The following is a 23,299-nucleotide window of genomic DNA, read 5'->3' on the forward strand; positions in this document are numbered from 1 at the left end:
GCATGGGACGCGACACCTATGTGCATCATCCGGTCTTTGCGCGGCTCTACCCGACGATGGGCCGGGCCATGGAGCGGGCTGGTATGACCGAACGCCGCCAAGCCCTGCTCGCCCGGCTCACCGGCCAGGTGATCGAGGTCGGTGCCGGTGACGGGCTCAACTTCGCGCAGTACCCGACCACCGTCGCCCGGGTCCTGGCCGTTGAGCCAGAACCGCACCTGCGGAGCCTCGCCCGCACTGCCGCCAGCCAGGCACCGGTGCTGGTCGAGGTCGTCGACGGCCGGGCCGAACGCCTGCCCGCTGCAGACGCCACTGCGGATGCGGTCGTCGTGTCGATGGTGTTGTGCTCGGTGCACGACCAAGACACGGCACTTCGGGAGATGCACCGGGTCCTCAAGCCGGGCGGGCAGTTGCGCTTCCTCGAACACGTCCAAGCCGACACTTCTGGTCTGGCCCGCGTCCAGCGCGTGCTCGACGCGACCATCTGGCCGCGAGTGGCCGGCGGATGTCACACCGGCCGTGACACGGCGGCATCGATCGAGCGGTCGGGGTTCGTCATCGAGCGGCTCGACCGCTTCCTGTTTCCCGACGCCCGCACGCCTGCCTCGTTCCACATCCTCGGCACCGCCGTACGGTCTGGTTCGAGCTGACCGACCGCGGCATGCGTGCAAGTGGGAAGGCAGATGGGAAATCGAATTCCTGCAGGTAACCCGCACGAACGGCGACGCCCACTAGGGCACAAGCACCAGATACGGCGGCTTCGCCCTGCACTTCTTCTCCGTGCCCTGGTCCACGCCTTGGCTGAGAACTCGTTGCTGAAGGACGCCATGACGGTCATCGCCGGTGAGCGCTGGCGGCGATGACAGGCAGGAGTGCCAGTGAAAGGACGCCTCCGGTGAGGGCGAGAGCGGGGTAACTGGCTGCCGCGACGACGATTCCGGAGGCCATGCCCCCGGTTGCGCCGGCGATGGCGATGGCGACGTCGACCATGCCCTGGGTCTTGGCACGGGTGGCCAGCGGCACGGCGTCGGTGATCATCGCTGTGCCGGACACAAGTCCAAAGTTCCAGCCGAGTCCGAGCAGGGCCAGGGATACAGCGAGCAGGGCGACGGAGTCGCCGGGCGCGGCTGCGGCGAGAATGCCTGCGGCCAGCAGGGTGACGCCGGAGGTGGCGGCTATGGCGAGGCGGCCGTGGCGGTCGACGAGCCAGCCGGTCAGCGGGGAGGGCAGGTACATGGCGCCGACGTGGATGGCGATGACCAGGCCGGAGGCTGCGGTGCCGTGGCCATGGTCGTGCATGTGGACCGGTGTCATCGTCATGATCGCGACCATGACGAGCTGGGTGAAGATCATCACCAGCGCGCCCAGGGCCACTCCGCCCTGGGGCCTCTCGACGGGCGGATCCTGTGGAGAGGCGCTGCCGGTAGCGGGCTTGGCGGTGTGGAGGGTGCGGGCCAGCAGGAGCGGGTCGGGGCGCAGCCAGATGGTCAGGACCAATGCGGCCAGCGCGTAGGCGGCGCCGGCGAGGAGGAATGGCCCGGCCAGCGACGGGATGCCCAGATCGTCGGCGAGGGCGCCGGTGGGGGCGGCGAGGTTGGGTCCGACGACGCCACCGAGGGTGGTGGCGACCAGGACGGTGGACACGGCGCGGGCGCGGCGGGAGGGGTCGGCCAGGTCGGCTCCGGCGTACCGGGCCTGGAGATTGGTGGCGGTGCCCGCGCCGTAGATGAAGAGGGCGATGAACAGCAGGACGGGGCTGTCCAGCACCGCGGCGGCGAGGACGCCTGCGGAGCCGAGGGCGCCTGTGAGATATCCGGCTGCGAGGCCCGGGCGGCGGCCTCGGGCCTGGGAGATGCGTCCGACGGCGACGGCGGCAAGTGCGGAGCCTGCGGTGAACAGGGCGCTGGGCAGTCCGGCCAGGCCGGTGGAGCCGAGCATGTCCTGCGCGAGCAGGGCGCCGACGGTGATGCCGGCAGCGAGGCCGGCGCCGCTGAGGACCTGCGAGGCGACCAGGACGGTCAGGATGCGGTGCTGGGCCTGAGCGGTATCGGGTATGCCGGATCCGGCGGTCATGGTGGCGGGGACAGGCCTGGTCACGGTGGCTCTTTCTAAGGGGAGGGCTGGTGTGGAGTCTGCCCGGGCCAGGGCGGGCCCAGGCCGACCGTGGGGCGATTACGTAGCGTTGAAGGAGGTCGTCAGCGAACGCAAGGCCGACGGACAGGGGCTGCGGGCGGCGCCGCCCCTACCGCGCGACAGCCGCCTTGCCCAGCGCGTCTGCCGCCGTCTCGATGTCGGCGTGCGTGCTCCAGCGGCCCAGCGACAGCCGCAGCGCGCCCAGGGCACGAACAGGTTCGAGGCCCATGGCGGTCAGCACCGGCGACGGGGCGTGGGTGCCGCTGTGGCAGGCGGATCCGGTGGACGCCGCGATCTCTGGTACTGCGGCGAGGAGTTCGTGTCCCAGAACGCCGTCGATGCTGATGTTCAGCGTGTTCGGCAGGCGTTGCTGCACGGGGCCGTTGAGGCGGACACGGCCCGGCAGGGCCGCCTCCAGGCGCCGGTGCAAGTCGTCCCGCAACTGCGCGTTACGACCGGGTGCGCCGTCGGCGAGCTCCTGCCCGGCCAGCTCGGCGGCGGTGCCTAGGGCGACGGCCAGGGCGACATTCTCCGTCCCGGCACGCAAGCCGCGCTCCTGCCCGCCCCCGTAGACGACCGGCTCCAGTGCCACGCCCTCGCGCACGCACAGCGCGGCCGTGGCCTTCGGCGCGTACATCTTGTGCCCGACCACCGTGAGCAGGTCCACGCCCAGCTCGGCTACGTCCAGGGCAATCTTTCCTGCGGCCTGGGCGGCGTCGCAGTGGAACAACGCGCCGCGTGAGTGGGCAAGTTCGGCCAGCTCGCCGATCGGCTGCAGAGCCCCGGTCTCGTTGTTGGCGGCCATCACCGACACCACAGCCGTGTCCTCGTCCATGGCGGCGGCAAGCACGGCCGGGTCGAGGAGCCCGTCGCTGTCGACGGGCAGTACGGTGACGCGCACGCCGTGCAGGCGCTCCAGAGCGCGGGCCGTCTCCAGCACGGCCGGGTGCTCGGTGACCTGTGTGATCAGGTGCGCGCGGGGCAGGTCCGCGGCCAGGACCGCGCCGCGCAGCGCGAGCAGATTGGCCTCCGAACCAGAGCCGGTGAACACGACCTCCGGCTCCCTGGCGCCGATCAGCGCGGCGACCTGGGCGCGGGCGTCGGCGAGCGCCCGGCGCGGGGCACTGGCGTAGGGGTGGCTGCTGGAGGGGTTGCCGAACAGCTCCCTCAGATACGGCAGCATCACATCCGCCACCCGTATGTCGACGGGGGTGGTGGCGTTGTAGTCCAGATAGACCGGACCTCCGATCAGGCCCGGATGCGTGGGAAGCGCCTGGCCGGTCACGTCAGGTCCGCGGCGTCGACGGGCAGCTCGGACAGCCGCCACTCCAGCATGCCGTCGTTCAGCCGGATGGCGCGGCGCCCGCGGTCGGTCAGCAGCCTCACCGCGTCGTAGGCGAGCACGCAGTACTCGCCCCGGCAGTACACGACGATCTCCACATCCTCCGGCAGCTCGTTGATCCGCTCGGCCAGCTCCTCTACCGGGATCGAGACCGAGCCGGGGATGTGCCCGGCTCGGTACTCCTCCACCGGACGCACGTCCAGCACCACCACGTCCCCGGCCCCGATCCGGGCCGCCAGCTCCTCGCGAGTGACTGCTGCCGCACCGTCAGTACCGAGATAGGCGTCACGGGCGGCGGGAACAGACGCCTGGCGAGCCTCGGCGACCTTGCGCAGCAACGCGAACAGCCTCGCCACGTCGTCACCGGCGAGCCGGTAGTGGATGCGCACGCCTTCACGGCGGGTGGCGACGAAGCCGGCCCGCTTGAGCGTCTGCAGGTGCGCCGAGGCCGTCGTCAGGTTCAGCCCGGCCGCCTTGGCCAGCGCTTCCACCGTGCGCTCGCCCTGAGCCAGCAGATCCAGCAGCTCCAGACGCTTTCCGCTGGCCAGTGCCTTGCCGCTGGCCGCGAACGCCTCATACAGCCGCGCCCTCGTACCGGTTGCGGTGTCCTGCACCATCCCACCATCCTCCATATATCCATGGAATACCGTAGATGATCCCGACGGCCGTCGCCTCATCGGATGCCAGAATTCAAGGGATCTATAGAGGAAGGTGTCGGTGACGTGACCGGGATACGAACAGTTCAGGGAGCGGGGCTGCGCTGCGTCCAAGTGCTGCTCAAACTGCGCCAGCAGATGACCGGCGCCCCACCCGGAACCGTCTTTCACGTGGTCACAGACGATCCGGCGGCCTCGCTGGACCTGGACGCCTGGTGCCACATGACCGGCCATACCTTCCTCGGCAAGGTCGAAGAGTCGCAGCGGACCGGCCGGATCCCCGTCTACGCACTCCGGCTCGAGGAAGCCGCCCTGCATACGGACCCGGCCCGCCCCTGGCACGCGAGGAACTGAACCTCCGGCTCGCTCCCCGCATACGTGCAGGTCACAGCGGCGCGACCGGCAGAGACCAGTGATCGTGCCAGCCGAGGTGGCCGGAAGTCCTTGCTTATGAGCTCATCCTCTAGATATCTTTTGAAAACCAAAGAGCGACCGGAGGTGCCATGTCGGAGCGGGAAGTACGGGAGGGCCTCTTCGGCCAGCTCGCTCGCATCGGCAAGGCCATCAGCAACCCCAAGCGGATCGAACTGCTCGACATCCTGGGGCAGGGACCGCGGTCCGTGGAGTCGCTGGCCGTCGTCACGAACATGACGGTGGGCAACACCTCCAGCCACCTGCAGGTGCTTCGCAGTGCCCGCCTGGTGGAGACCCGCAAGGAAGGCACGAAGGTCATCTACTCGCTCGCCGACGAGCGGGTGGCCTGCTTCCTGCGTGAGCTGTGGTCGCTGGCGGACGCCCGCCTTGCCGAGGTGCAACGTCTGATCACGGAATACCTGCAGGGCGAGGAGACGCTGGAACGGGTCACCAAGGAAGAACTGGTGGCGCGGTCACTGCGCGGCGACGTGTACATCATCGATGTGCGGCCGGCCGAGGAATACGCGGCGGGACACATCCCGGGTGCGAGGTCCGTGCCGTTCGACGAGCTCACCGAGCACTTGTCCGATCTTCCGTCGGACATGGACATCGTCGCGTACTGCCGTGGCCCGCACTGCGTCTTCGCTCCGAAGGCGGCACAGATTCTCAGACAACGGGGACTTCGGGCCATGGTGCTCGAGGACGGAATGCCGGAATGGCGTCAGGGGGGACTTCCTGTGAGCACTGTCAGCACATGACCGACCGGCCGCGGCAACCGCGGTACCGGATGACAGCGTCACCTTTCACACGGCCGGGTGCACCGCCCGGGCGCGTCCTTTGACGCGCCCGCACCCCCAACCCCGGCTGCAGTTCCACACGTCACCACGAGGCCGCGTACACGCGACCCCGCGATTTGACGTGCACTTGTCATGCTCGTGAACTGTAGGGGCGTACGTGAAGAAGAACCGACTGGTCCTGGCTCTTGCCTGCATCGCCATGGCGGCCACCGCCTGCGGCAGCGCGGACGCGAAGGGCAGCACCAACAGCAAAGGCGTACCCGAGAAGCTGCGGGTGGGGATCATCCCCAACGTGGCGCCGGACAAGCAGGGAGCCAAGTACGAACCGCTCCGGGCCTACCTGGCCAAGCAGCTGGACGCAGACGTCGAACTGTTCGTGGCTACCGACTACGCCGGCGTCGTGGCGGCGCTCGCTTCCAAGAAGGTCGACGTCGCCTACGTCGGCGGTCTGACCTATGCGCAGGCCGAGGAGCAGGTCGACGTCACACCGCTCGTCACGGAGACCGACAAGGAGACCGGCACCAAGCAGTACCTGTCCGGCATCTTCGTACGCAGCGACTCTCCGTACAAGAGCGTCAAGGATGTCCTGGCGGCGAAGGGCAAGCTCGCATTCGGCGATGTCAGCTCCACCTCCGGCAGCCTGTATCCGCGGATCATGCTCAACGAGGCCGGGGCCGAGTGTTCACCCAAGACGGTCGACAAGTGCCCGCCGCTGTCGAAGGTCACCTTCACCGGCGGCCACGACGCCACCGCCCAGGCCGTGCTGAACGGGTCCGCCGACGCCGGCGGCCTGGAGGTGCGCATCATGCACCGCCTGGAACGCGACGGCGCCATCCCCAAGGGCAAGCTGAAGATCCTCGAAAGCAAGAAGGTCATGGGCTACCCGTGGGTCATGCGCGCCGAGCTGGGAGACAAGGCCGGACAGTCGATCACCAAGGCGTTCACGGCGATGAAAGACCCCGAGTTGCTCGACCTGATGCAGACCACCGGATACCAGCAGGTCGCCGAGGCCGAGTACGCGCCTTTGAAGAAGCAGGCCGAAGAGCTCGGCCTGCTCACCTCCGGGCAGTGACGCCCGCGTCCCGCCCCGCCTGATCCTTCCCATTCCAACGGGGGATTCACGCCATGAACATCGAACTGACGGGTGTGTCCGCGTCGTTCGCCGACCGCGACGTGCCCGCACTCGACGACATCTCACTGACCATCGACCAGGGCGAGCACGTCGTACTGCTCGGCCCGTCCGGCTCGGGCAAGACCACTCTGCTGCGCTGCATCCTCGGCGCCGTGGTCCCGCAGACCGGCGCCATCCGTGTGGGCGGGCTCAATCCCGCCTTACCGTCAGAACTGCGCGCCATCCGCCGCAAGACCGGAGTGGTCCGCCAGGGCAACGACCTCGTCCTGGGACTGCGCGCCCAGACCAACGCCGTCCTCGGCACCGCTCCCACCTGGGGGATGCGGGAATGGGCCGCCGTGCTGCGCGGCAGCATTCCCTCCCGCTATCAGGAGCGGGTGCACGCCCTGGCCGAGACCCAGGGCATCCGGGCCTTGCTGCGCGCCCGGGTGGAGCATCTGTCCGGCGGTCAGCGCCAGCGGGTCGCCCTGGTCCGGGCTGTGCTGGCCGAACCACAGCTGCTCCTCGCGGACGAGCCCACCTCCGGCCTGGACCCGGTCACCTCGCAGGCCGCAGTCGACACACTCCGCGAGGCCGACGGTGTCACGGTGGTCGTCTCCACCCACGACCTGACCATCGCCCGGCAGTTCCCGCGGATCGTCGCGTTGCGCGGCGGGCGCGTCTGTTACGACGGCGGCGAGCTCACCGAGCGCGACGCCGAAGAGATCTACCAGGGAACGGCGGTGTCCGCATGAGCACCGGCACCAGCTCCAACACCAAGGCCACGACCACCCCGGGTGGCCGCTGCGGCCCGAAGGTCCCCGTGCAGGGCGACGGCGGAGGCAACCGTCCGCCGGACGCGGCCGTGCAGATGAGCGGCCCGAAACGGTCCAGGACCACATGGATCGTGCTGGTGATCGCGCTGGCCGCGGTCGTGTGGTCGCTGAACGGCACCGGCGTCAGCATCGCCAACATCGTCTCCGGCTGGGACGGCGCCCGGGAGATCGCCTCCGGGCTCTTCCCACCCCAGCTGGACCAGGAACTGCTGCAGTCCGTCGGCACTGCGGTTCTGGAAACACTGCAGATCTCCATCGCCGCCCTTTTCTTCGGCACCCTCATGGGCCTGGTCCTCGCGGTGCTGATGGCAGGCAACGTCGGCGCACCGCGCTGGCTGGCCACCGGTGCCCGGCTGGTCGCCACCGTCTTCCGGTCGGTGCCCGAACTGCTCTGGGCGCTGGTGTTCGTGGCCATCGTCGGCCTCGGTCCGGCGGCCGGCGTCTACGCGATCTCCCTGCACGCCGCCGGCCTGCTCGCCAAGCTCGTCTCCGAGCAGCTGGAGGCCGTCGACCCGGCCCCGGTCGAGGCCATGCGCATGACCGGCGCCTCCAAGCTCGCCACCGGCCTACTGTCGATCATCCCGCAAGCCCGCAACAACATCGCCTCCCTGGTGCTCTACCAGTGGGAGTGCAACATCCGCAGCTCGGCCATCATCGGCTTCGTCGGCGCCGGCGGCATCGGCCAGGCACTCGGAATCTCCATGCGCCTGTTCCGCTACCAGGAGCTGGCCACCCTGATGATCGCCCTGCTGATGCTCGTGCTCGCCGTCGACCAGGTCTCGCGGTTCCTGCGCCGCCGCATGGGCGCAGCCACCCGCTGAGACCGGAAACTTCCGCTCCACCGCCTGGACAGGCCACCCAGCCTTCCCTACTCTTCAAGAGTTCTCTAGAACAGGAGAAAATGAAATGACGACGAAGTTCCTCTTCGTGCTGCACGACCCGCCGTACGGCACGGAGCGCGTCTACAACGGGATGCGCTGGGCGACGGAGGTGGCCCGCCGTGAGGACACCGAGGTGAAGGTCTTCCTGTTCGGCGACTCGGTGGTCTCCGTGGTGGAGGGCCAGAAGACGCCGGACGGCTACTACAACGCCGGGAAGATGGCGACGACCTTCGCCCGGCTGGGCGGTGAGATCGGCTGCTGCGGCACCTGCATGGACGCCCGCGGTATGAGCGACGACAACCTCACCAAGGGCGCCCACCGCTCCTCCATGAAGGAACTGACCGACTGGACCGAATGGGCCGACAAGGTCATCAACGTCTGAGGCAGGAGCACCACACCATGCGACGCAACATCCTCGTGCTGGGCGCCGGCTTCGGCGGTCTGAGCACCGTGCGGGAACTGCAGAAGCACGTAGCCCCCCACGACAAGATCACCCTGGTCGACCGCAGCGACAGCCAGGTGCAGGGACTGTCCCTGCTGTGGCTGCTGCGCGGCTGGCGCGCCCTTGACCAGGTGCAGCTCGTGCCGACCAAGGACGCACTCGGCCGAGCCGAGCATGTCCTGGCCGAGGTCGAGCAGCTCGACCTCGCCGCCCGCCAGGTCCGCACCTCCCAGGGGGAGTTCCCCTACGACGCGCTCGTCGTGGCCCTGGGGGCCGAGCTGAACACGGGCGCCGTGCCGGGCCTGGACGAGGCGCTCACGGCCGGAGTGGCGGCGCACTACTACACGCCCGAAGCCGCCGTCGACGCGCACACCAAGCTGAAGGGCGTCACCTCCGGGAAGGTCGTCTTCCTGGTGACCCGCATCCCCTTCAAATGCCCGGCGGCCCCGTACGAGGGGGCGATGCTCACCTCCGACCTGCTGACCGAGACCGGCGTGCGCGACAACGTGTCGGTCGACGTCTACACCCCCGAGCCGCAGCCGATGCCCGTCGCGGGTCCGGTCGTGGGCCAGGGAGTGGTGCAGATGCTTCAGTCCCAGAAGATCGGCTTCCACCCGGGCCGCCAGGTCGCGTCAGTTGACGCTGCCTCCCGTGAAGTGGTCTTCGAGGATGGCGAGCGGGTCTCCTTCGACCTGCTGGTGTTCATCCCGCCGCACCAGGCGCCGGCGCCGGTCAAGGAAGCCGCGCTGTCGCCTGCGGGCTGGATCCCGGTCGACGCCGGCACCCTGGGCACCATGGTCGACGGCGTCTGGGCGCTCGGGGACGTCGCCTCGATCACCCTGGCCAATGGCAAGCCACTGCCCAAGGCCGCGGTCTTCGCCAAGGGCCAGGCCGAAGCGGTCGCCGCCGGAGTCGCCCGTCACCTGGGCTACGAACAGGCGCCCGAACCCCACTTCAGCGGCGACGGGCACTGCTATCTGGAGATCGGCGCGCACCTCGCAGCCAAGGGCGAGGGCAACTTCTACCACCCCGACGGCCCGAAGATCGAGCTGTCGGAGCCGTCGGAGGAGCTGCACCGCGCCAAGGAGCTCGAAGAGCAGCAGTGGCTGTCCGAGTGGACCACCGGCAAGCACGACGCGTGAGGCAGCCGCTGCCCCACTGAGACCCTCCCGGCCGCCCGCCCAGGGCGGCCGGGCCCCGCCTGCACCCCCACCGCACCCCGGACCCATTCGTCCCCCTGGGCCGCACCCAGCCGCATGCCGAGCACCATCCGTCCGGGGCGCCCGTCCCGCCCAGCTGCGGGACACCTCACCGCCCAACGGAGGTCATCATCATGTCCGTCGGCACGTCCGACCCCGTACGCACGCAAGATCCGCCGGAACGGCGGCGCACGCTGGCCGACCGCACCGCCGCCGTCATGGTCCGGCGCCGCAAGCTGGTCATGCTGGCCTGGCTCGTGATCGTCCTGGTGGCCGCGCCGCTGGCGGCCACGCTCAACGGCGCCCTGTCCGGGGCTGGCTGGAACGCCCAAGGCTCCGAGAGCGAGAAGGTCCGCGCCGAGCTGCGCCGGGACTTCGCCGAGCTGGGCGCCGAGGCCGCAGTCGTCGTCGTCCAGGTGCCCAGCCAGAGCGAGCGCGACGCCGCGGTCGACGCCGTGATCCAGGAGGTGGATGGTTCCGCATCGGTCAAGGAGGTGACGGATCCGCGCGAGCAGCCGCCGCAGGCCGGGCTCGTCAGCGAGGACGGCCGCACGGCTCTGGTCCCCGTCCACCTCAAGGCAGGCGACGAGGCGGAACTGCCCGAAGCCGCCGGGAAGGTGAGCGACGCCGTCGACGAGGCCAAGCTGCCCGAGGGCGCGAGCGCGGACGTGACTGGCGAGTGGCCGGTGTGGGCGGACTTCAACGAGTCCAACGAGAAGGCCATGCTCAAGGCTGAACTTCTGTCCGGCCTGCCCATGATGGTGCTGCTCGTGGTGGTCTTCGGCAGCATCGTCGCCGCCGGGATGCCGATGATGCTGGCGATGGTCGGCATCGCGGGCGCCTACGGCGCTCTGCACCTGCTCACCATGGCCACCCCGCTGTCGGTGTGGTCGATGAACTTCTCGATGATGATCGGGATGGCGCTCGGTATCGACTACAGCCTGTTCATCATCACCCGCTACCGCGCCGAGCGCGCCAAGGGCCACGACGCCGAGACGGCGCTCGCCACGACCCTTGCGACATCCGGCAAGGCGATCGTCCTGTCCGGCCTGGCGCTGGTCATGGCGCTGGGCGCGCTGTTCCTGCTGCCGGTGATGGTCTTCCGGTCCATGGCGCTCGGGATGATCCTCGCCGTCGTCGTGGTGGTGGTCGCCGCCCTGACCCTGCTGCCCGCGGTGCTGGCCGCACTTGGCGAGCGGGTGCTGCGGGGCCGGGCGAAGGGCACCGGCCGCAGCGAGGCCCGCTGGGGCCGCTGGTCCGACGGTGTCGTGCGCCGGCCCGCGGTCGGACTGATCGCCGGCCTGCTGCTGCTCGGCGGGCTGACCGCCCCGGTCGCCGGCGTCGACCTGGGTATGCCGGGCGCGCGTGTCGTGGACGCCGGATACTCCAGCCGCGACGGCTACGAGACGCTCACCGACGCCTTCGGCCCCGGCGCGGGCGCTGCCATCTACGTCACCACCCCGCAGGCCGATGCCGAGCAGGTCGTGAAGACCGCCAAGGACCACGACGAGGTCAAGGACGCGGCGGTGGCCGCCGAGGCGGCGGACTCGGGCCGCACGGTCGTGCGGATCACACCGACCACGGCCATCGACGACGACCGCACCTCCGACCTCGTCGCCGACCTTCGCGACGACCTCGACAGGGACGCGCCGAAGGCGCTGGTGGGCGGACCGGCCGCGCAGAACCACGACATGACCGAGGCGCTCGCCGCCTCCGCGCCCGGCATCATCGCCCTCGTGCTGGTGATGTCGCTGCTGATGATGCTGATCGTCTTCCGCAGCGTGCTCATCGCGCTGGTGTCGGTGGTGATGAACCTGCTCACCGTCGGCGCGGCGTTCGGCATCGCGTCGATCATCTTCCAGCACGGCGTGGGCGCCTCGCTGATCGGAATCGACTCCCAGGGCTTCATCAACGCCTGGGCGCCGGTGTTCTTCTTCGCGATCCTCTTCGGCCTGTCGATGGACTACCAGCTCTTCCTGCTGGCCTCGATCCGCGAGAAGTACGAACTGACCGGAGACACCCGCACCGCCGTACGCGACGGCATCGCCGCGACCGGCCGGCCCATCACGAACGCCGCCGTCATCATGGTCATCGTCTTCGTCGCCTTCGGCGTCACCGGCCCGATCCCGCCCACCGAGCTCGGCATCACCCTGGCCATCGCGGTGATCCTCGACGCGACGATCGTGCGCATGCTGATCGTGCCGGCGTCCCTGGCCATCTTCGGCAAGGCCAACTGGTGGATGCCCCGCTGGCTGGACAAGGCACTGCCCGCCTTCACCTTCCGGCACTGAACCACAAGGCACTTCCCGGGTGGTGCGGGGCGGCTCCCGCACCACCACGCCCCTTGACGTGACCGTACGCCGTACGCCCTTGTGAGGAGCACCGTGCCCCGCTTCGGAATGCTGATCGACCTCAACACCTGCATCGGATGCCACGCCTGCTCGGTGGCCTGCAAGAACGAGTTCGACGTGCCGCTCGGAGTCTTCCGCGACACGGTCAAGTACGTCGAGGACGGCGAATACCCCAAGGCCACCCGGCACTTCATCCCCGTCCTGTGCAACCAGTGCGAGGACGCGCCCTGCCTGAACGCCTGCCCCACCGACGCCATCACCCGGCTACCCAACGGCGAGGTCGTCATCGAGGAGGGCGACTGCAACCTCAACCGGTTCTGCATGGCGGCCTGCCCGTACGACGCGATCTACGAGGACCTGCAGACACAGACCGCGAGCAAGTGCACGTTCTGCGAGCACCGCACCTCCCAGGGCGGCCAGCCCGCCTGTGTGGAGGCATGCCCCACCGGCTGCCGCATCTTCGGTGACCTCGACGACCCGGACAGCCAGATCTCCGCCAGGATGCGCGAGAACGACGTCGACGTGTGGAAGCCGGAGGCGCACACCCAGCCGAAGGTGTTCTACGTCGACCCCAAGCGGGCCTTGCCCCTCATCGCGGTCGACGGCGTCCAGGTGGACCAGTCCGCCGACCTGAAGGGGCAGTGACCCGATGTTCACCACCCTGGCCCAGGTCGCACCGATACCGCACGCCGCCCCCTGGGGCGCCCTGCTGACCGCCTACTTCACCCTGATCGGCATCCCCAGCGGCCTCACCCTGGCCACCTGGTGGCACCGCAGCCGCTTTCCCGCAGCCTCCCTCACCGTGGACTGGCGTGCCACCTGGCTCTGCCTCGCCCTGCTCTCCGGAGCCGGGCTGCTGCTGACCCTCGACCTCGGACGGCCGGAGCGGTTCTTCCTGATGCTCACCCGGTTCGGGAACTGGGACTCGCCGATCTCCCTCGGCGCAAAGATCATCGCGGTGAAGAGCTTCCTCCTCGCCGTCGCGCTGTACCTGCTGTGGCGTCGGCGTACCGCCTCCCAGGAAGCGCCGACGCCGCTGCCTGCGCGGGGGGCAGCCAAGTATGTGGACGGCACGGTGGTGTGGCTGCTGGGCGTCTCCAGCGTCGCGCTGGCCGTGTACCCGGTTGCCGTCCTCGCCCGCACCTGGGTCTCCCCACTCGCCTCCACCAGTGGCTCCGCTCTCGTCTACCTGGTCACGTCACTGCTGATGGGCGTCGCCGTCGTTCAGTTCGTGCAACTCGGTGACGAGGAACCCGCAGGCCGGCACGCAGCGGCGTACCGCCAGGTCACGCTCGTGCTGCTGATGACGTACGCCGCCGCTCTCGTTTTCACCGCTGTGTCGGTGTCCAACGGTCCGGCCAAGCAGTCCCTCGACACGGTGCTGACCGGCGAATGGGCCCCACTGTTCTACGTCGTCGGGATCGGTGCCGGTCTCGTGACGCCCGTTCTCTTCCTCGTACTCGGGGGAAACCGGCGCTGGGCCCGCTTGACCGCGGCCGGCACGGTCCTCGCCGGCACCGGCATCGTCCGCTACCTGATCTTCACTGCCTGACACCTGGGGGAAGTCACGCATGACCGCCAACACCACAGGACCGGACACGGAACAGCCCAAGCCTGAGCCCGCTCCGGCCGCTTCCGAGAGCTGGGAGCTGGGCCGCCGGGACCTGCTGCGGATCGGCACCGCAGCGGGCGCGGCGCTCGCCGGGCTCGGCACCATCGAGATCGTCCGCGACCAGCAATCGACCGCGCCGGTTCCCGAGGCCGCCGCCAAGACCAAGGCGATCCCGTCGATGTGCCAGATGTGCACCACCGCGTGCGGCATCATCGGCCACGTCGCCGACGGCCGCCTGCTGAAGATCACTGGCAACCCAGAGGACCCCAACAGCCAAGGAGCGGTGTGCGGCAAGGGCGTAGCCGGCCCTTCCGTGCTCTACGACCCGTTCCGCCTGCTGTATCCGCTCAAGCGGGTCGGCGAGCGCGGCTCGGGAAAGTGGCGGCGCATCAGCTGGGAAGAGGCGTACTCCGAGATCGCCGACCGGCTGCAGGAGATACGCGAGCGCGGAAGGCCGGAGGAGTTCGCCTTCCAGCAGGGCCGCAACCGTTCCACCGACATCATCGCCCGGTTCCTCAACGCCTACGGCACCCCCTCGCACTTCAATCATCGAGCACTGTGTTCGGCCAACCGGCGTGCCGCTATCGCCACCACCATCGGCGAATCGGACTGGGACCTGGGCGACTTCGAGAACACCCAGTACGTGCTCAACTTCGGTTGCAACTGGGCGGAAGCCCACCAGGGCCATATCCCTGTGGCCATCCGCATGATGCGCGCCCGCGAGCGCGGGGCGAAGCTCGTCACGTTCGAAACCCGCCTGTCCAACACCGCGGCCCTGTCAGACGAGTGGTTCTGCGTCAAGCCTGGCACTGACGGCCTGATCGCCCTGGCGATGGCGAACGTCATCTGCCGCGAGCGGCTCTGGGACAGGAAGTGGCTCGACGCCTGGTCGAACCATCCGGCCGAGGAGATCGCCGAGCACGTTGCGCAGTACACGCCCGAGTGGGCGGAGCGAGAAAGCGGCGTGCCGGCGGAGACGATCGTGCGCATCGCCCGCGAGTTCGCCGCCGCGGCCCCGCGGTGCACCACCATCTGCAACCGCGGCTCGCAGTCACACCGCAACGGCTACTACAACGACCGTGCCATCACCAGATCAACGTGCACAATGCCCACCGCACCATGCAGTCCAAGTGGCTGCAGGAGATCTCCCACACCAACCCCGCCCTGATCAACCGCACCACCGCCAAGAAGCTCGGCATCGACGACGGCGACTGGATCGAAGTCACCAGCTTCCGCCCGAACGACAGCGCCGTCCCCGGCGGCGACGGCTCCAGGCTCGGCACCCTGCGCACCCGAGTACGCCTGACCGAAGGCGTCCATCCCATGGTGATCGCCATCGCCCACAACGCCGGCCGCAGCGTCGGCGGCGCCTACGCCACCAACGGCACCGACACCACCCACAACCCCGGCTACGCGGACATCGCCGACGCCGACCTGGACCGCCTGTGGTGGAAGGGCGCCATCAGCGTCCCCCAGAACGACCTCCTGCCCATCTACCCCGACCCCGTCGCAGGCGGCCAGGCGTACCACGACACCGTCGTGCAGATCCGGAAGGCGTGACCTCGTGAACCAGATCCCCGTCGCCGCCGACCACGTCAAGGCATACACCGGCCTGTTGCGCCTGGCTGTCCGCCTGCTCAGCAGCGAGATCGACCTCCTGCTCTACCGGCAGATGCTCAACGCCGACGCCCACACCCGGGACGACCACCGGCCGCTCGCCGACCCCGCCCTCGCCGAAAAGCCGGAGGGCGAGGCTCTGGAGGAACTCGCCGCAGAGTTCTGCCGCCTGTTCATCGGCCCTCAACCCGTCTGCCCGCCGTACGCCTCCGCCCACCAGGGCGAAGTCAAACTCGGCGGACGCTCCGCCCGGGACATCGACGCCTTCATGGAGCAGTACCAGCTCAAGCCGGTACTGCGTCCGCAGGACGCGGTCGTCGACCACGACCACCTTGCGGTCGGGCTCTCGCTGCTGGCGCACCTCTACCGCATCGCCGTCGGAACGGCCGACAGCGATCTGACCACCGAGCAGGCGTGGCACGCCGCCCACGAGCTGCTGCACGTCCACATCTGGCCCTGGGCCGATACCTACCTCAAGCAGCTCGAAACCACCGCCGTGCTGGCCCCCTACACCACCATCGCCCACCTGGTCCGGCGCGTGCTGCAGGAAGCAGCCGACTGGCCGGCCGACCTCCTCCCCCTCCGTCCGAAGGAGAACACCATGGTCACCGTCTACTCCACCCCCTGGTGCGGCTACTGCGACCGCCTGAAGAAGCAGCTCGACCGGGAGAACATCCCCTACACCGAGGTCAACATCGAGCAGGACGCCAAAGCCGCCGCGCTCGTCGAAAAGGTCAACAACGGCAACCAAGTCGTCCCCACCGTCGTTTTCGCTGACGGCACGGCCATGACGAACCCCGGCGTCCTTCAGGTCAAGCAGCACCTCGCCAAGACCGCCTGACCGGCACTCCACGTACCCGGAGCCGCTACGTGTCCATCGTCGAGCACCCACGGGACGGGCCCGCCTACCTCGACTACGACGCCACCACCCCCGTCGATCCCGACGTGGCGGAGGCGGCGGCATCAACGCGCAGTCACGGAGAACGTCCCCGCGATCGTCGGCATGGGAGCGGCAGCCCTCAAAGCGGCCGAACTCCTGCCGACGGAGCCCCAGCGCCTGAGCGCGCTGCGCGACGCTCTTCACTACCAGTCGAGCCAGGCGTCCCCCAGCCGCGTCACTCTCAACGGACATCCCCATCACCGGCTGCCCAACACCCTGAACATCAGCGTGGACAGCGTGATCGCCACCGAGGCCCTGGCATCGGCCACCGACCTCGCGTCTTCGACCGCCTCCGCTTGCCACTCGGGCGGCCACCGCCCCTCCGACGTCCTTCTCGCCATGGGCATCAGTGAACCGCGCGCTCTCGGCGCGTTCCGCCTCAGCCTGGGCCGCTGGTCCAACCTCACTGAGCGGTGTGCATCGTGAAGTTGCAGGTCACGGGTCTGGTGTGCGTGGGGTTGGGGGTGCTCGTGCTGGTCGCGGGCGGGTGACTTCGGTGAAGATCGTCGGTCGCCGGGAGACTTCGCGGTTCGTGAGGACCAGGAGGGCTCGGACCAACGCGGTCGCCCATGTCGGGTCAGTACGGACCTTGCCGAGCACGCGCCAGTTCTTGAGGTGGGCGAAGCCGTGCTCGACCGGGGCTCGAACGGCGGCGAGGGCTGTGTTCGACAGCTTCTGCCCGCGTGTCAGGGGCCGGTTCCGGGCGGCCTTGTAGCCGGTGATCACGGTCGGGTCGGCGTCGGGATCACTGTCGTCGAGACCGATGAAGCCGAGGTCGGCGATGGCGCCGAGGCCGGCCGCCCGCAGGTGGGCGGTGAGCTGGTCGTGTCGGCAGGCGGTGATCTCCGAGGTGCGTCCCGGGCGGGCCGCCGAGACCCACAGCAGGCGGCCGCGATCACCGGTGAGGGCGATCATGAGCAGGCCGTGGCATTTGTTCTTGCCGGAGTAGTTCTTGCGGTTGTCCTTGCCGGTGCGGCGTCGGGTGCGGATCAGGGAGCCGTCCAGGAGCACGATGCCGCCGCCCGTTCGGGCGATCTTTTTGAGTGCGCGGTCCAGGCGCGGGGCGCGGGCGGCCGGCAGGCCGACGACCTCGCGCACCCAGCGGCCCACGGTGGTGCGGTGGATGCCGTTGCCGCTGGCCAGATCACCGGGCCGCTGGTCACAGCGCAGCACCGCGAGCACGATCCCGGCGATCTTCCCGGCGGGCAGCGCCCGCCACGGCGAGCGGATCTTCTTGCAGTGGCCGCGTATCACGTCGGCGAGGTAGTTCAAGGTGGCACTCGACAGCGGCAGACGGGCGGTGTAGACAAGGCCGTCAGGGCCCTCGACGGCGTGGTTGTCCTCGCACACGACGCCGCCAGCGCGACGGACAGCGTTCGCTGCAGAATATGGGGCGACGACCTGGTGGTCACCAGCCAGGACGCCACGGGCACCAGTGGCAGCGTGACGTGCGTCCACCGGCTCACTGACCCCGGCTGACGATCCGACAAGCGAAGCCGCTGGTCCTTGGGCTGGTCTGGTGCGTTGATCGTGTGCTCACGCTGGTCGGGGCGGTTGTCGGAACTTGCTGCCGCTCGTTTGTGGGAAGCCAGTGGTGGCGGGGCCGATGTCCCTGCGAGCTGACAACGGGATTCCTCCTGGACCAGGCAACACGCCTGCGAGCGGCATTGGCTCCTGGCAGGTCAGTGAGATCGATCGGGGTGCTTCTCCGTCGACGGAGCGTCCATGTCCTTGCGTGTCTCCGCAATGCCGGCGAGTTCGTCGACGTCGAAGGCGCGGGCGATCGGCACGTCCGTCGAGCTGTGCGCGATGATCGAGAAGGCGATGCACACGGCGATCAGCGTGAACGCCTGCTCAGCCTGGGGGATGCCGGACTGCAGCACCAGCAGGCCGTACACCACCGAAGCGAAGCCCTTCGGGCCGAACCAGGCCGCCACCAGCTTCTCCTTGCGGGAGAGGCTGGTGCCGATCAGCGACAGCAGCAGCGAGGCGGGGCGGATCAGCACGATCGCGAGGACCACCGCGACATAGCCGCCGAACGACAGGTCCCCGAACAGCTGCGGCGTCAGCAGCGCGCCGAACACCAGCAGCGCCGCGAACTTGGCCAGCTCCGCCAGGGCCTCACCGAGCGGCTCGAAGGACGCCTTGGCCTCCGGCGAGACGTGCGCGAGGGCGGCGCCCGCCGAGAACGCCGCCAGATACGGGTTGGCGTGCGTCAGGTGGCAGGCCGCGTAGAGGATCACGCCGGTGGCCAGCGGCAGCAGCGGCTGCAGCTTCGGCTCGGCGCCCAGCAGCCGGAAGCGTACGAGGACGTTGACCAGCAACGGCAGCGCGACCCCGAAGACCACGCCCAGCAGCAGCTCGAGGCCGATCTTCGTCGGTGAGGCCTCCGCGCTGTCCGCGGCCGGACCGGCGGCAGCGATCAGGACGAGGACCACCGGCAGGGCCAGGCCGTCGTTGATGCCGCTCTCCACGTTCAGCAACTGGCGCAGCTTGGCCGGGACTTCCCGGCGGCTCACGATCGCCGAGGCGAACACCGGGTCGGTCGGGGCGAGCACCGCGCCCACCAGAAAGGACGTCGTCCAGTCCAGACCCACCAGGAAGTGCGTGATCAGGGCCATGAAGACGAAGGCGAGCGGCATGCCGAATCCGAGCGCGCGGGCCGGATTCCGCCAGTTGGCGCGCAGCTTGGGCAGCGAGACGTGCATACCGTCGGTGAACAGCACCGCGAACAGCGCCAGATCGGCGGTCACGGCCACGATCTCGCTGTCCGGGGTGATGTGGATCAGCCCGAGGAACCCGTCACTGACCAGCGCGCCGCCGACCAGGAAGAGGAAGGACGTGGACAACACGGTCCGCGCCGCCAGCCCCGACAGCAGCACCGCGACGAGGAGTGCGACGCCGAACACCACCACGAGCACCATGGAGTACGCCCCGATCGGTAGAGAGAGCTGTTCCCTTGCTCGCCGACCAGGCTTCCCGGCACACCGGGCGGCACTTTACACGCCCTTGACGCGACGTTGACAGATCACCGACAGGCATCGCGGTCGGCTGCTCGTTGCCGTGTATCGGCAATGTCGCGCGGGGGCAAGCCGTTGAGTCGAGCAGGCTCATCGGTTCGGAACGCGGTGGTTCCCTTGCCAGAGTGCGGAACCGGCCGATTCCTGCCGGCGTCGTGACCTTCATGGCGCAGGGTGGCAGCACGATGGGTGAGGAACCGACGCGGGTGGAGCTTCTGCTCACTTTTGCCCTCGTCGGGGCCGTCCCCGTCGTCATCGGAGGGGCTCTGCTCCTCGCCCTGGTCGGTCTGGCGGTGTGGGCGACAGCACTACTGCGGCGGCGTAGAGGCTCACGCTAGCCGTGTGACCGCAAGGGTTTGCCGGGTTGCGGGTCACGGGATGGGGCGTGCGGTGGCGTTTGCCCCGGGCTGCTATGGCCCAGCTCTATTTGTGCGCGCCTGACAGACCAGGCGGGCGAAAGGCGCCGACAGCAACCGCAGGGCTATGAATCACAACTCCTGCCCCTTCAGTCACAGATGCATCACGCCTCGTTTTCGTTCACCTGTTCAGGGCAAAGATCGCGCCAAGTAATGGTCATGACTGTGTCGTGAACGTGGGGTGGGATTTGTGACTTTGAGGTGGGGGCGTGGCGCCGGCGGCATGCACGGAAGACCTATGCGGACTCTTGTTTCCGCTGTGACTGCAGCGGCAGTCTTGGCGACTCTGCCTGTCTTGGGAGCGGGTTCCCAGGCGGTGGCGGATGAGGCGCAGCCTCCGCTGTCGGAGGGGCAGAAGGCGCTCGCCGAGGCGAAGGAGTCGGGGAAGCGGGTCGAGGTCACCGGAGAGCGGTCGGAGCGCACGACGGTCTTCGCCAACCCAGATGGCTTCACCTTCACGTTGGAGGAGTCCGCGGTCCCGGTACGGGTGCCGACGCCGAGTGGAGGCTGGCAAGAACCAGATGCCACCTTGGAGATCCGCGAGGACGGGGCGATCGCGCCGAAGGCCGCGGCGGTCGAGATGGAGTTCTCGGGCGGTGGGGACACCGCGCCGCTGGTAAAGATCTCCGATCGGGGGCGGTCCCTTCAGTTGGGGTGGCCGGGCAAGCTTCCCAAGCCTGAGCTGGACGGGACCAGCGCGGTGTACGCGGAGGTTCTTCCGGGCGTCGACCTGAGGGTTACGGCGTCCGTCGAGGGCTTCCGGCATGTGCTGGTGGTGAAGTCTCCTGAGGCTGCGGCCCAGGAAGAGCTGAAGCAGATCGATTACTCGTTGAAGACGACCGGACTGAGTTTGGTCAAGGGGAAGGCGGGCAACCTCACCGCCGTCGACGACGACGGCAACCGGGTCTTCCGCGCCCCACCGGCCCAGATGTGGGACTCTGCCGGCGAACCGCCCGCGGCGCAGCCGGGGGCTCTGGCGGCAGCATCCGCAGATGCTTCCGGCGCTGAGGGGTCGGACCCCGCCGAGGTTGGTGGATCGTCGGCGGAAGGCGCTGAACCTGAGGCGGGGGACACCGTCACCACCATGGACGTCAAGCTCTCCGACGACGCGCTGACCGTGATCCCGGACGCTGACATGCTGACCAAGACGGAGGCGTCGGCGTTTCCGCTGTTCATCGACCCGACAGTGACGTGGGGTGAGTCCGAGCGCACCCTGCTGCGCAGTGACGGCTACGAGTCGTACGGCTGGAGCAACGGAGACGACGGCCTGGGCAAGGGCGCGGGCAAGTGCGGGACCTGGAACGGCTATTACTGCGGTCCGGGGTATGTGCAGCGGTTGTACTTCGAGTTCTCGCCGGTGAGTTTGAAGGGCAAGCATGTCCTGGATGCCACGTTCCGGGTGACTGAGCCGTGGGCGTTCCAGTGCGAGCCGCGCTGGGTCGATCTGGTGCGGACGAACAACATCTCGTCCTCCACCACGTGGTCCTCCCGTCCCAAGGAGCTGGACTGGATGGGCGACCGGCACGTGTCGGCGGGCCGTGGTTCGCTGTGTGATCCGGACTCTCCCGATGCCCCGATCGAGTTCAACGACAACCCGGAGGAGACCAACGAGAACCTGACGCCGACGGTGCGGAACTTCGCGGCGGGTAAGTTCTCCCGGCTCACGCTGGAGATCCGGGCACACGACGAGTCCGACACCAGCGCCTGGAAGCGATTCAAGAACGACGCCGTCCTCTCCGTCGACTTCGTCGGACTGCCGGCCAAGCCCACCGGCATCGGCCTGGTCACCGGATCGGGCACGGTGTGTGAGACAACCGAGTCGGATCCGGCCATCATCTCCGACCCGACACCGGCCCTGACCGCGACGGCACAGACCGCGTCGGGCGGTGAGAAGGACGCTCAGCTGCGGGTCTACTTCGACCTCGACCACAAGAACAGCGACAACACCTGGTCGGACACCACGGCAGGTAACGGCGATCTGAGCCCCTCCACCGGGTATGTCGGGGACGGCGTGAAGCTGACAAAGTCCTGGTCAACGCTGACCGAGGGCAAGCTGTACCGGTACCGGGCGTGGGTGCGTTCGTACTACAACAGCGGCGGAGACTACTTGTCGGGTCCGTCGAACGGCTCGACGACCGGCTGGTGCTACTTCAAGGTCGATCCGACCGCCCCCAAGGCGCCCAAGATCACAGTTGGCAGCCCCTACTCTGCCTGCACCGACACGGCCTGCGCGCCGGGAGGCGGCCCCGGCCAGAAGGGCACCTTCACGTTCGCCCCGGCCACCGGGGACTCCAATGTCGCCTACCAGTACAAACTGTCATCCGAGGATGCCTGGTCGACACCCATCAACGGATCGACGGTCTCCAAGGACATCACACCCAACAGCTCCGGCACGTACAGCGTGTATGTGAGGGCGCAGGACACCGTGGGCCGCTGGGGCGCGCAGAACGTGGTCGACTTTCTCGTCGCCGCGGGCGAAGGCCCGGTCGGACGCTGGCACTTCGACGAGGCAAGCGGCACGGCGCTGGACTCCGCGACCGATGACGGCAGTGACGACGCGACACTGGGCGGCGGCGCGGTGCGCGACGACCGAGGGCGGCGCGGACTGATCACACATGACGGAGAGGGACAGCCTCTCGCGGAGGCGATCACGGACAAGGGGCTGTCGCTGAACGGCAGCACCGCTTACGCGGAGACCAGCCAGCCCGTGCTGGAGACCCGCTCGGCGTACACGGTCTCCGCCTGGGCGCGGCTGGACGACGGCAGCAAGAACGCCTCCGTTCTCGCGCAGCCCGGTTCAGAGGGCAATACGTTCGTGCTCTGGTACCTCGCCGATGTGAAGGAGTGGTTCTTCGGTGTACTCGACCAGGACGGTTCCACCCTCTGGGGACGGTACTCCGTCTACGCTGCCCAGACGGGTGTATGGACCCATCTGGCCGGCAGCTACGACCCGGCCACGGAGGAGCTGATCTTCTACGTGGACGGCCGGCGGCAGAGTCAGCCCATGGCGACCGGCGCGGGCTCCTGGGAGTCCACCGGAGGTTTGCAGTTCGGCCGGTACAAGTTCCCGAGCGGCAGCTCCACGTACCACTTCCCCGGCTCGATCGACGAAGTCGCCGTCTGGCAGCGGGTCCTGACTCACGAAGAGGTCGCTGACGAGACACGTCTGCTGGCCTCGGAGAAGTACGCCGGTGTGGAGTTGGTGGCCGACTGGAACGCTGCTCGGGGCAGCGGGACGACCGTGGCGGACACCACGTCCGGCTATGGCAGGAGCCTGACCCTGGAGGGCGGTGCCGCCGTCAGCGGGGAGGCCATCGTCCTGGACGGAGTCGATGACGCGGCCACGGCGCCGGGGCCGCTGGTGTACGACCATGCCCCCTTCACCGTGTCCACGCTCGTCGAGCTGGATTCCGCGAAGCTGCTGAGCAAGGACATCGGATACACGGGCCAGGTCCTGGGGCAGCGTACGGAGTGAGCTGCCCCGACTTTCGTGGAGTCCGGTGATCTTGTTTTAAGCGGACTGCAAGGTGGC

At 68.8% G+C, this 23,299-nt stretch carries 21 protein-coding genes and 1 pseudogene; 17 read left to right on the top strand and 5 right to left on the bottom strand.

Features of this window, described 5'->3' with window-relative positions; translation table 11 throughout:
- Positions 1–2 precede the first annotated feature (2 nt).
- Positions 3–650, top strand: a complete 648-nt coding sequence (locus tag ABD207_RS25015; protein ID WP_344015363.1) for a class I SAM-dependent methyltransferase — start codon at positions 3–5, stop codon at positions 648–650.
- 184 nt (positions 651–834) lie between these two features.
- Here the strand turns inward: ABD207_RS25015 and ABD207_RS25020 are convergent, their stop codons facing one another.
- The 3 genes from ABD207_RS25020 to ABD207_RS25030 form a co-directional block, all read right to left on the bottom strand.
- Positions 835–2,073: an MFS transporter gene (locus ABD207_RS25020; protein ID WP_344015399.1), complete on the bottom strand. Its 1,239-nt coding sequence runs from the start codon at positions 2,071–2,073 to the stop codon at positions 835–837.
- A 169-nt stretch (positions 2,074–2,242) separates the two neighbouring features.
- Complete coding sequence (locus tag ABD207_RS25025; RefSeq protein ID WP_344015364.1) at positions 2,243–3,418, bottom strand: cysteine desulfurase family protein; 1,176 nt, start codon at positions 3,416–3,418, stop codon at positions 2,243–2,245.
- Complete coding sequence (locus tag ABD207_RS25030) at positions 3,415–4,092, bottom strand: ArsR/SmtB family transcription factor (protein WP_344015365.1); 678 nt, start codon at positions 4,090–4,092, stop codon at positions 3,415–3,417. The genes ABD207_RS25025 and ABD207_RS25030 overlap by 4 nt, the downstream gene beginning before the upstream one ends.
- Before the next feature lie 105 nt (positions 4,093–4,197).
- Between ABD207_RS25030 and ABD207_RS25035 the strand changes: the two genes are divergently transcribed.
- The 15 genes and pseudogenes from ABD207_RS25035 to ABD207_RS25105 all read left to right on the top strand — a co-directional run bounded on the left by ABD207_RS25035 (position 4,198) and on the right by ABD207_RS25105 (position 16,757).
- A complete protein-coding gene (locus ABD207_RS25035; protein ID WP_344015366.1) occupies positions 4,198–4,485 on the top strand; it encodes a sulfurtransferase TusA family protein in 288 nt (95 codons plus the stop codon).
- A 149-nt stretch (positions 4,486–4,634) separates the two neighbouring features.
- Positions 4,635–5,303, top strand: a complete 669-nt coding sequence (locus ABD207_RS25040) for an ArsR/SmtB family transcription factor (RefSeq protein WP_344015368.1) — start codon at positions 4,635–4,637, stop codon at positions 5,301–5,303.
- Between the two features lie 196 nt (positions 5,304–5,499).
- Positions 5,500–6,414: a phosphate/phosphite/phosphonate ABC transporter substrate-binding protein gene (phnD, locus tag ABD207_RS25045; RefSeq protein WP_344015369.1), complete on the top strand. Its 915-nt coding sequence runs from the start codon at positions 5,500–5,502 to the stop codon at positions 6,412–6,414.
- A 53-nt stretch (positions 6,415–6,467) separates the two neighbouring features.
- Complete coding sequence (locus ABD207_RS25050) at positions 6,468–7,208, top strand: phosphonate ABC transporter ATP-binding protein (RefSeq protein WP_344015370.1); 741 nt, start codon at positions 6,468–6,470, stop codon at positions 7,206–7,208.
- The gene (gene phnE / locus ABD207_RS25055) at positions 7,205–8,110 is read left to right on the top strand and encodes a phosphonate ABC transporter, permease protein PhnE (protein ID WP_344015371.1); all 906 of its coding nucleotides are present in this window, start codon (positions 7,205–7,207) and stop codon (positions 8,108–8,110) included. Before ABD207_RS25050 ends, phnE begins: the two co-directional genes overlap by 4 nt.
- Before the next feature lie 85 nt (positions 8,111–8,195).
- Positions 8,196–8,552 (top strand): DsrE/DsrF/TusD sulfur relay family protein, encoded by a 357-nt coding sequence (locus tag ABD207_RS25060; RefSeq protein WP_344015374.1) that lies wholly within the window; start codon positions 8,196–8,198, stop codon positions 8,550–8,552.
- Positions 8,553–8,569: 17 nt separating this feature from the next.
- A complete protein-coding gene (locus ABD207_RS25065; protein ID WP_344015375.1) occupies positions 8,570–9,754 on the top strand; it encodes an NAD(P)/FAD-dependent oxidoreductase in 1,185 nt (394 codons plus the stop codon).
- 191 nt (positions 9,755–9,945) lie between these two features.
- Positions 9,946–12,102: an MMPL family transporter gene (locus ABD207_RS25070; RefSeq protein ID WP_344015376.1), complete on the top strand. Its 2,157-nt coding sequence runs from the start codon at positions 9,946–9,948 to the stop codon at positions 12,100–12,102.
- A gap of 93 nt (positions 12,103–12,195) precedes the next feature.
- Positions 12,196–12,807 carry a 4Fe-4S dicluster domain-containing protein gene (locus ABD207_RS25075; protein WP_344015377.1) on the top strand — a complete coding sequence of 204 codons (612 nt, stop codon included), beginning with the start codon at positions 12,196–12,198 and terminating at the stop codon, positions 12,805–12,807.
- Positions 12,808–12,811: 4 nt separating this feature from the next.
- The gene (gene nrfD, locus ABD207_RS25080; protein WP_344015378.1) at positions 12,812–13,714 is read left to right on the top strand and encodes an NrfD/PsrC family molybdoenzyme membrane anchor subunit; all 903 of its coding nucleotides are present in this window, start codon (positions 12,812–12,814) and stop codon (positions 13,712–13,714) included.
- Positions 13,715–13,733: 19 nt separating this feature from the next.
- Entirely contained in the window at positions 13,734–14,942 is a 1,209-nt protein-coding gene (locus ABD207_RS25085) for a molybdopterin-containing oxidoreductase family protein (protein WP_344015379.1), read from the top strand.
- Positions 14,894–15,334 (top strand): hypothetical protein, encoded by a 441-nt coding sequence (locus tag ABD207_RS25090; protein ID WP_344015380.1) that lies wholly within the window; start codon positions 14,894–14,896, stop codon positions 15,332–15,334. The genes ABD207_RS25085 and ABD207_RS25090 overlap by 49 nt, the downstream gene beginning before the upstream one ends.
- Positions 15,335–15,446: 112 nt before the next feature.
- A pseudogene (locus ABD207_RS25095) lies at positions 15,447–15,845 on the top strand (molecular chaperone TorD family protein); the annotation flags it as partial.
- A 147-nt stretch (positions 15,846–15,992) separates the two neighbouring features.
- On the top strand, positions 15,993–16,232 hold the full coding sequence (locus ABD207_RS25100) for a mycoredoxin (protein WP_344015400.1): 240 nt from the start codon (positions 15,993–15,995) through the stop codon (positions 16,230–16,232).
- A gap of 162 nt (positions 16,233–16,394) precedes the next feature.
- On the top strand, positions 16,395–16,757 hold the full coding sequence (locus tag ABD207_RS25105) for a hypothetical protein (protein ID WP_344015382.1): 363 nt from the start codon (positions 16,395–16,397) through the stop codon (positions 16,755–16,757).
- A 9-nt stretch (positions 16,758–16,766) separates the two neighbouring features.
- On the opposite strand, the gene ABD207_RS25110 is transcribed toward ABD207_RS25105, so the two are convergent.
- Both ABD207_RS25110 and ABD207_RS25115 read right to left on the bottom strand, forming a co-directional pair.
- On the bottom strand, positions 16,767–17,681 hold the full coding sequence (locus ABD207_RS25110) for a transposase family protein (protein WP_344015384.1): 915 nt from the start codon (positions 17,679–17,681) through the stop codon (positions 16,767–16,769).
- 332 nt (positions 17,682–18,013) lie between these two features.
- Entirely contained in the window at positions 18,014–19,255 is a 1,242-nt protein-coding gene (locus ABD207_RS25115) for a cation:proton antiporter (RefSeq protein WP_344015385.1), read from the bottom strand.
- Between the two features lie 750 nt (positions 19,256–20,005).
- Between ABD207_RS25115 and ABD207_RS25120 the strand changes: the two genes are divergently transcribed.
- A complete protein-coding gene (locus tag ABD207_RS25120) occupies positions 20,006–23,242 on the top strand; it encodes a LamG-like jellyroll fold domain-containing protein (protein ID WP_425580815.1) in 3,237 nt (1,078 codons plus the stop codon).
- The last annotated feature ends 57 nt before the right edge of the window (positions 23,243–23,299 follow it).

The organism is Streptomyces thermospinosisporus, from assembly GCF_039526425.1.
In the GTDB taxonomy this organism is placed as follows: Bacteria; Actinomycetota; Actinomycetes; order Streptomycetales; family Streptomycetaceae; genus Streptomyces; species Streptomyces thermocarboxydovorans.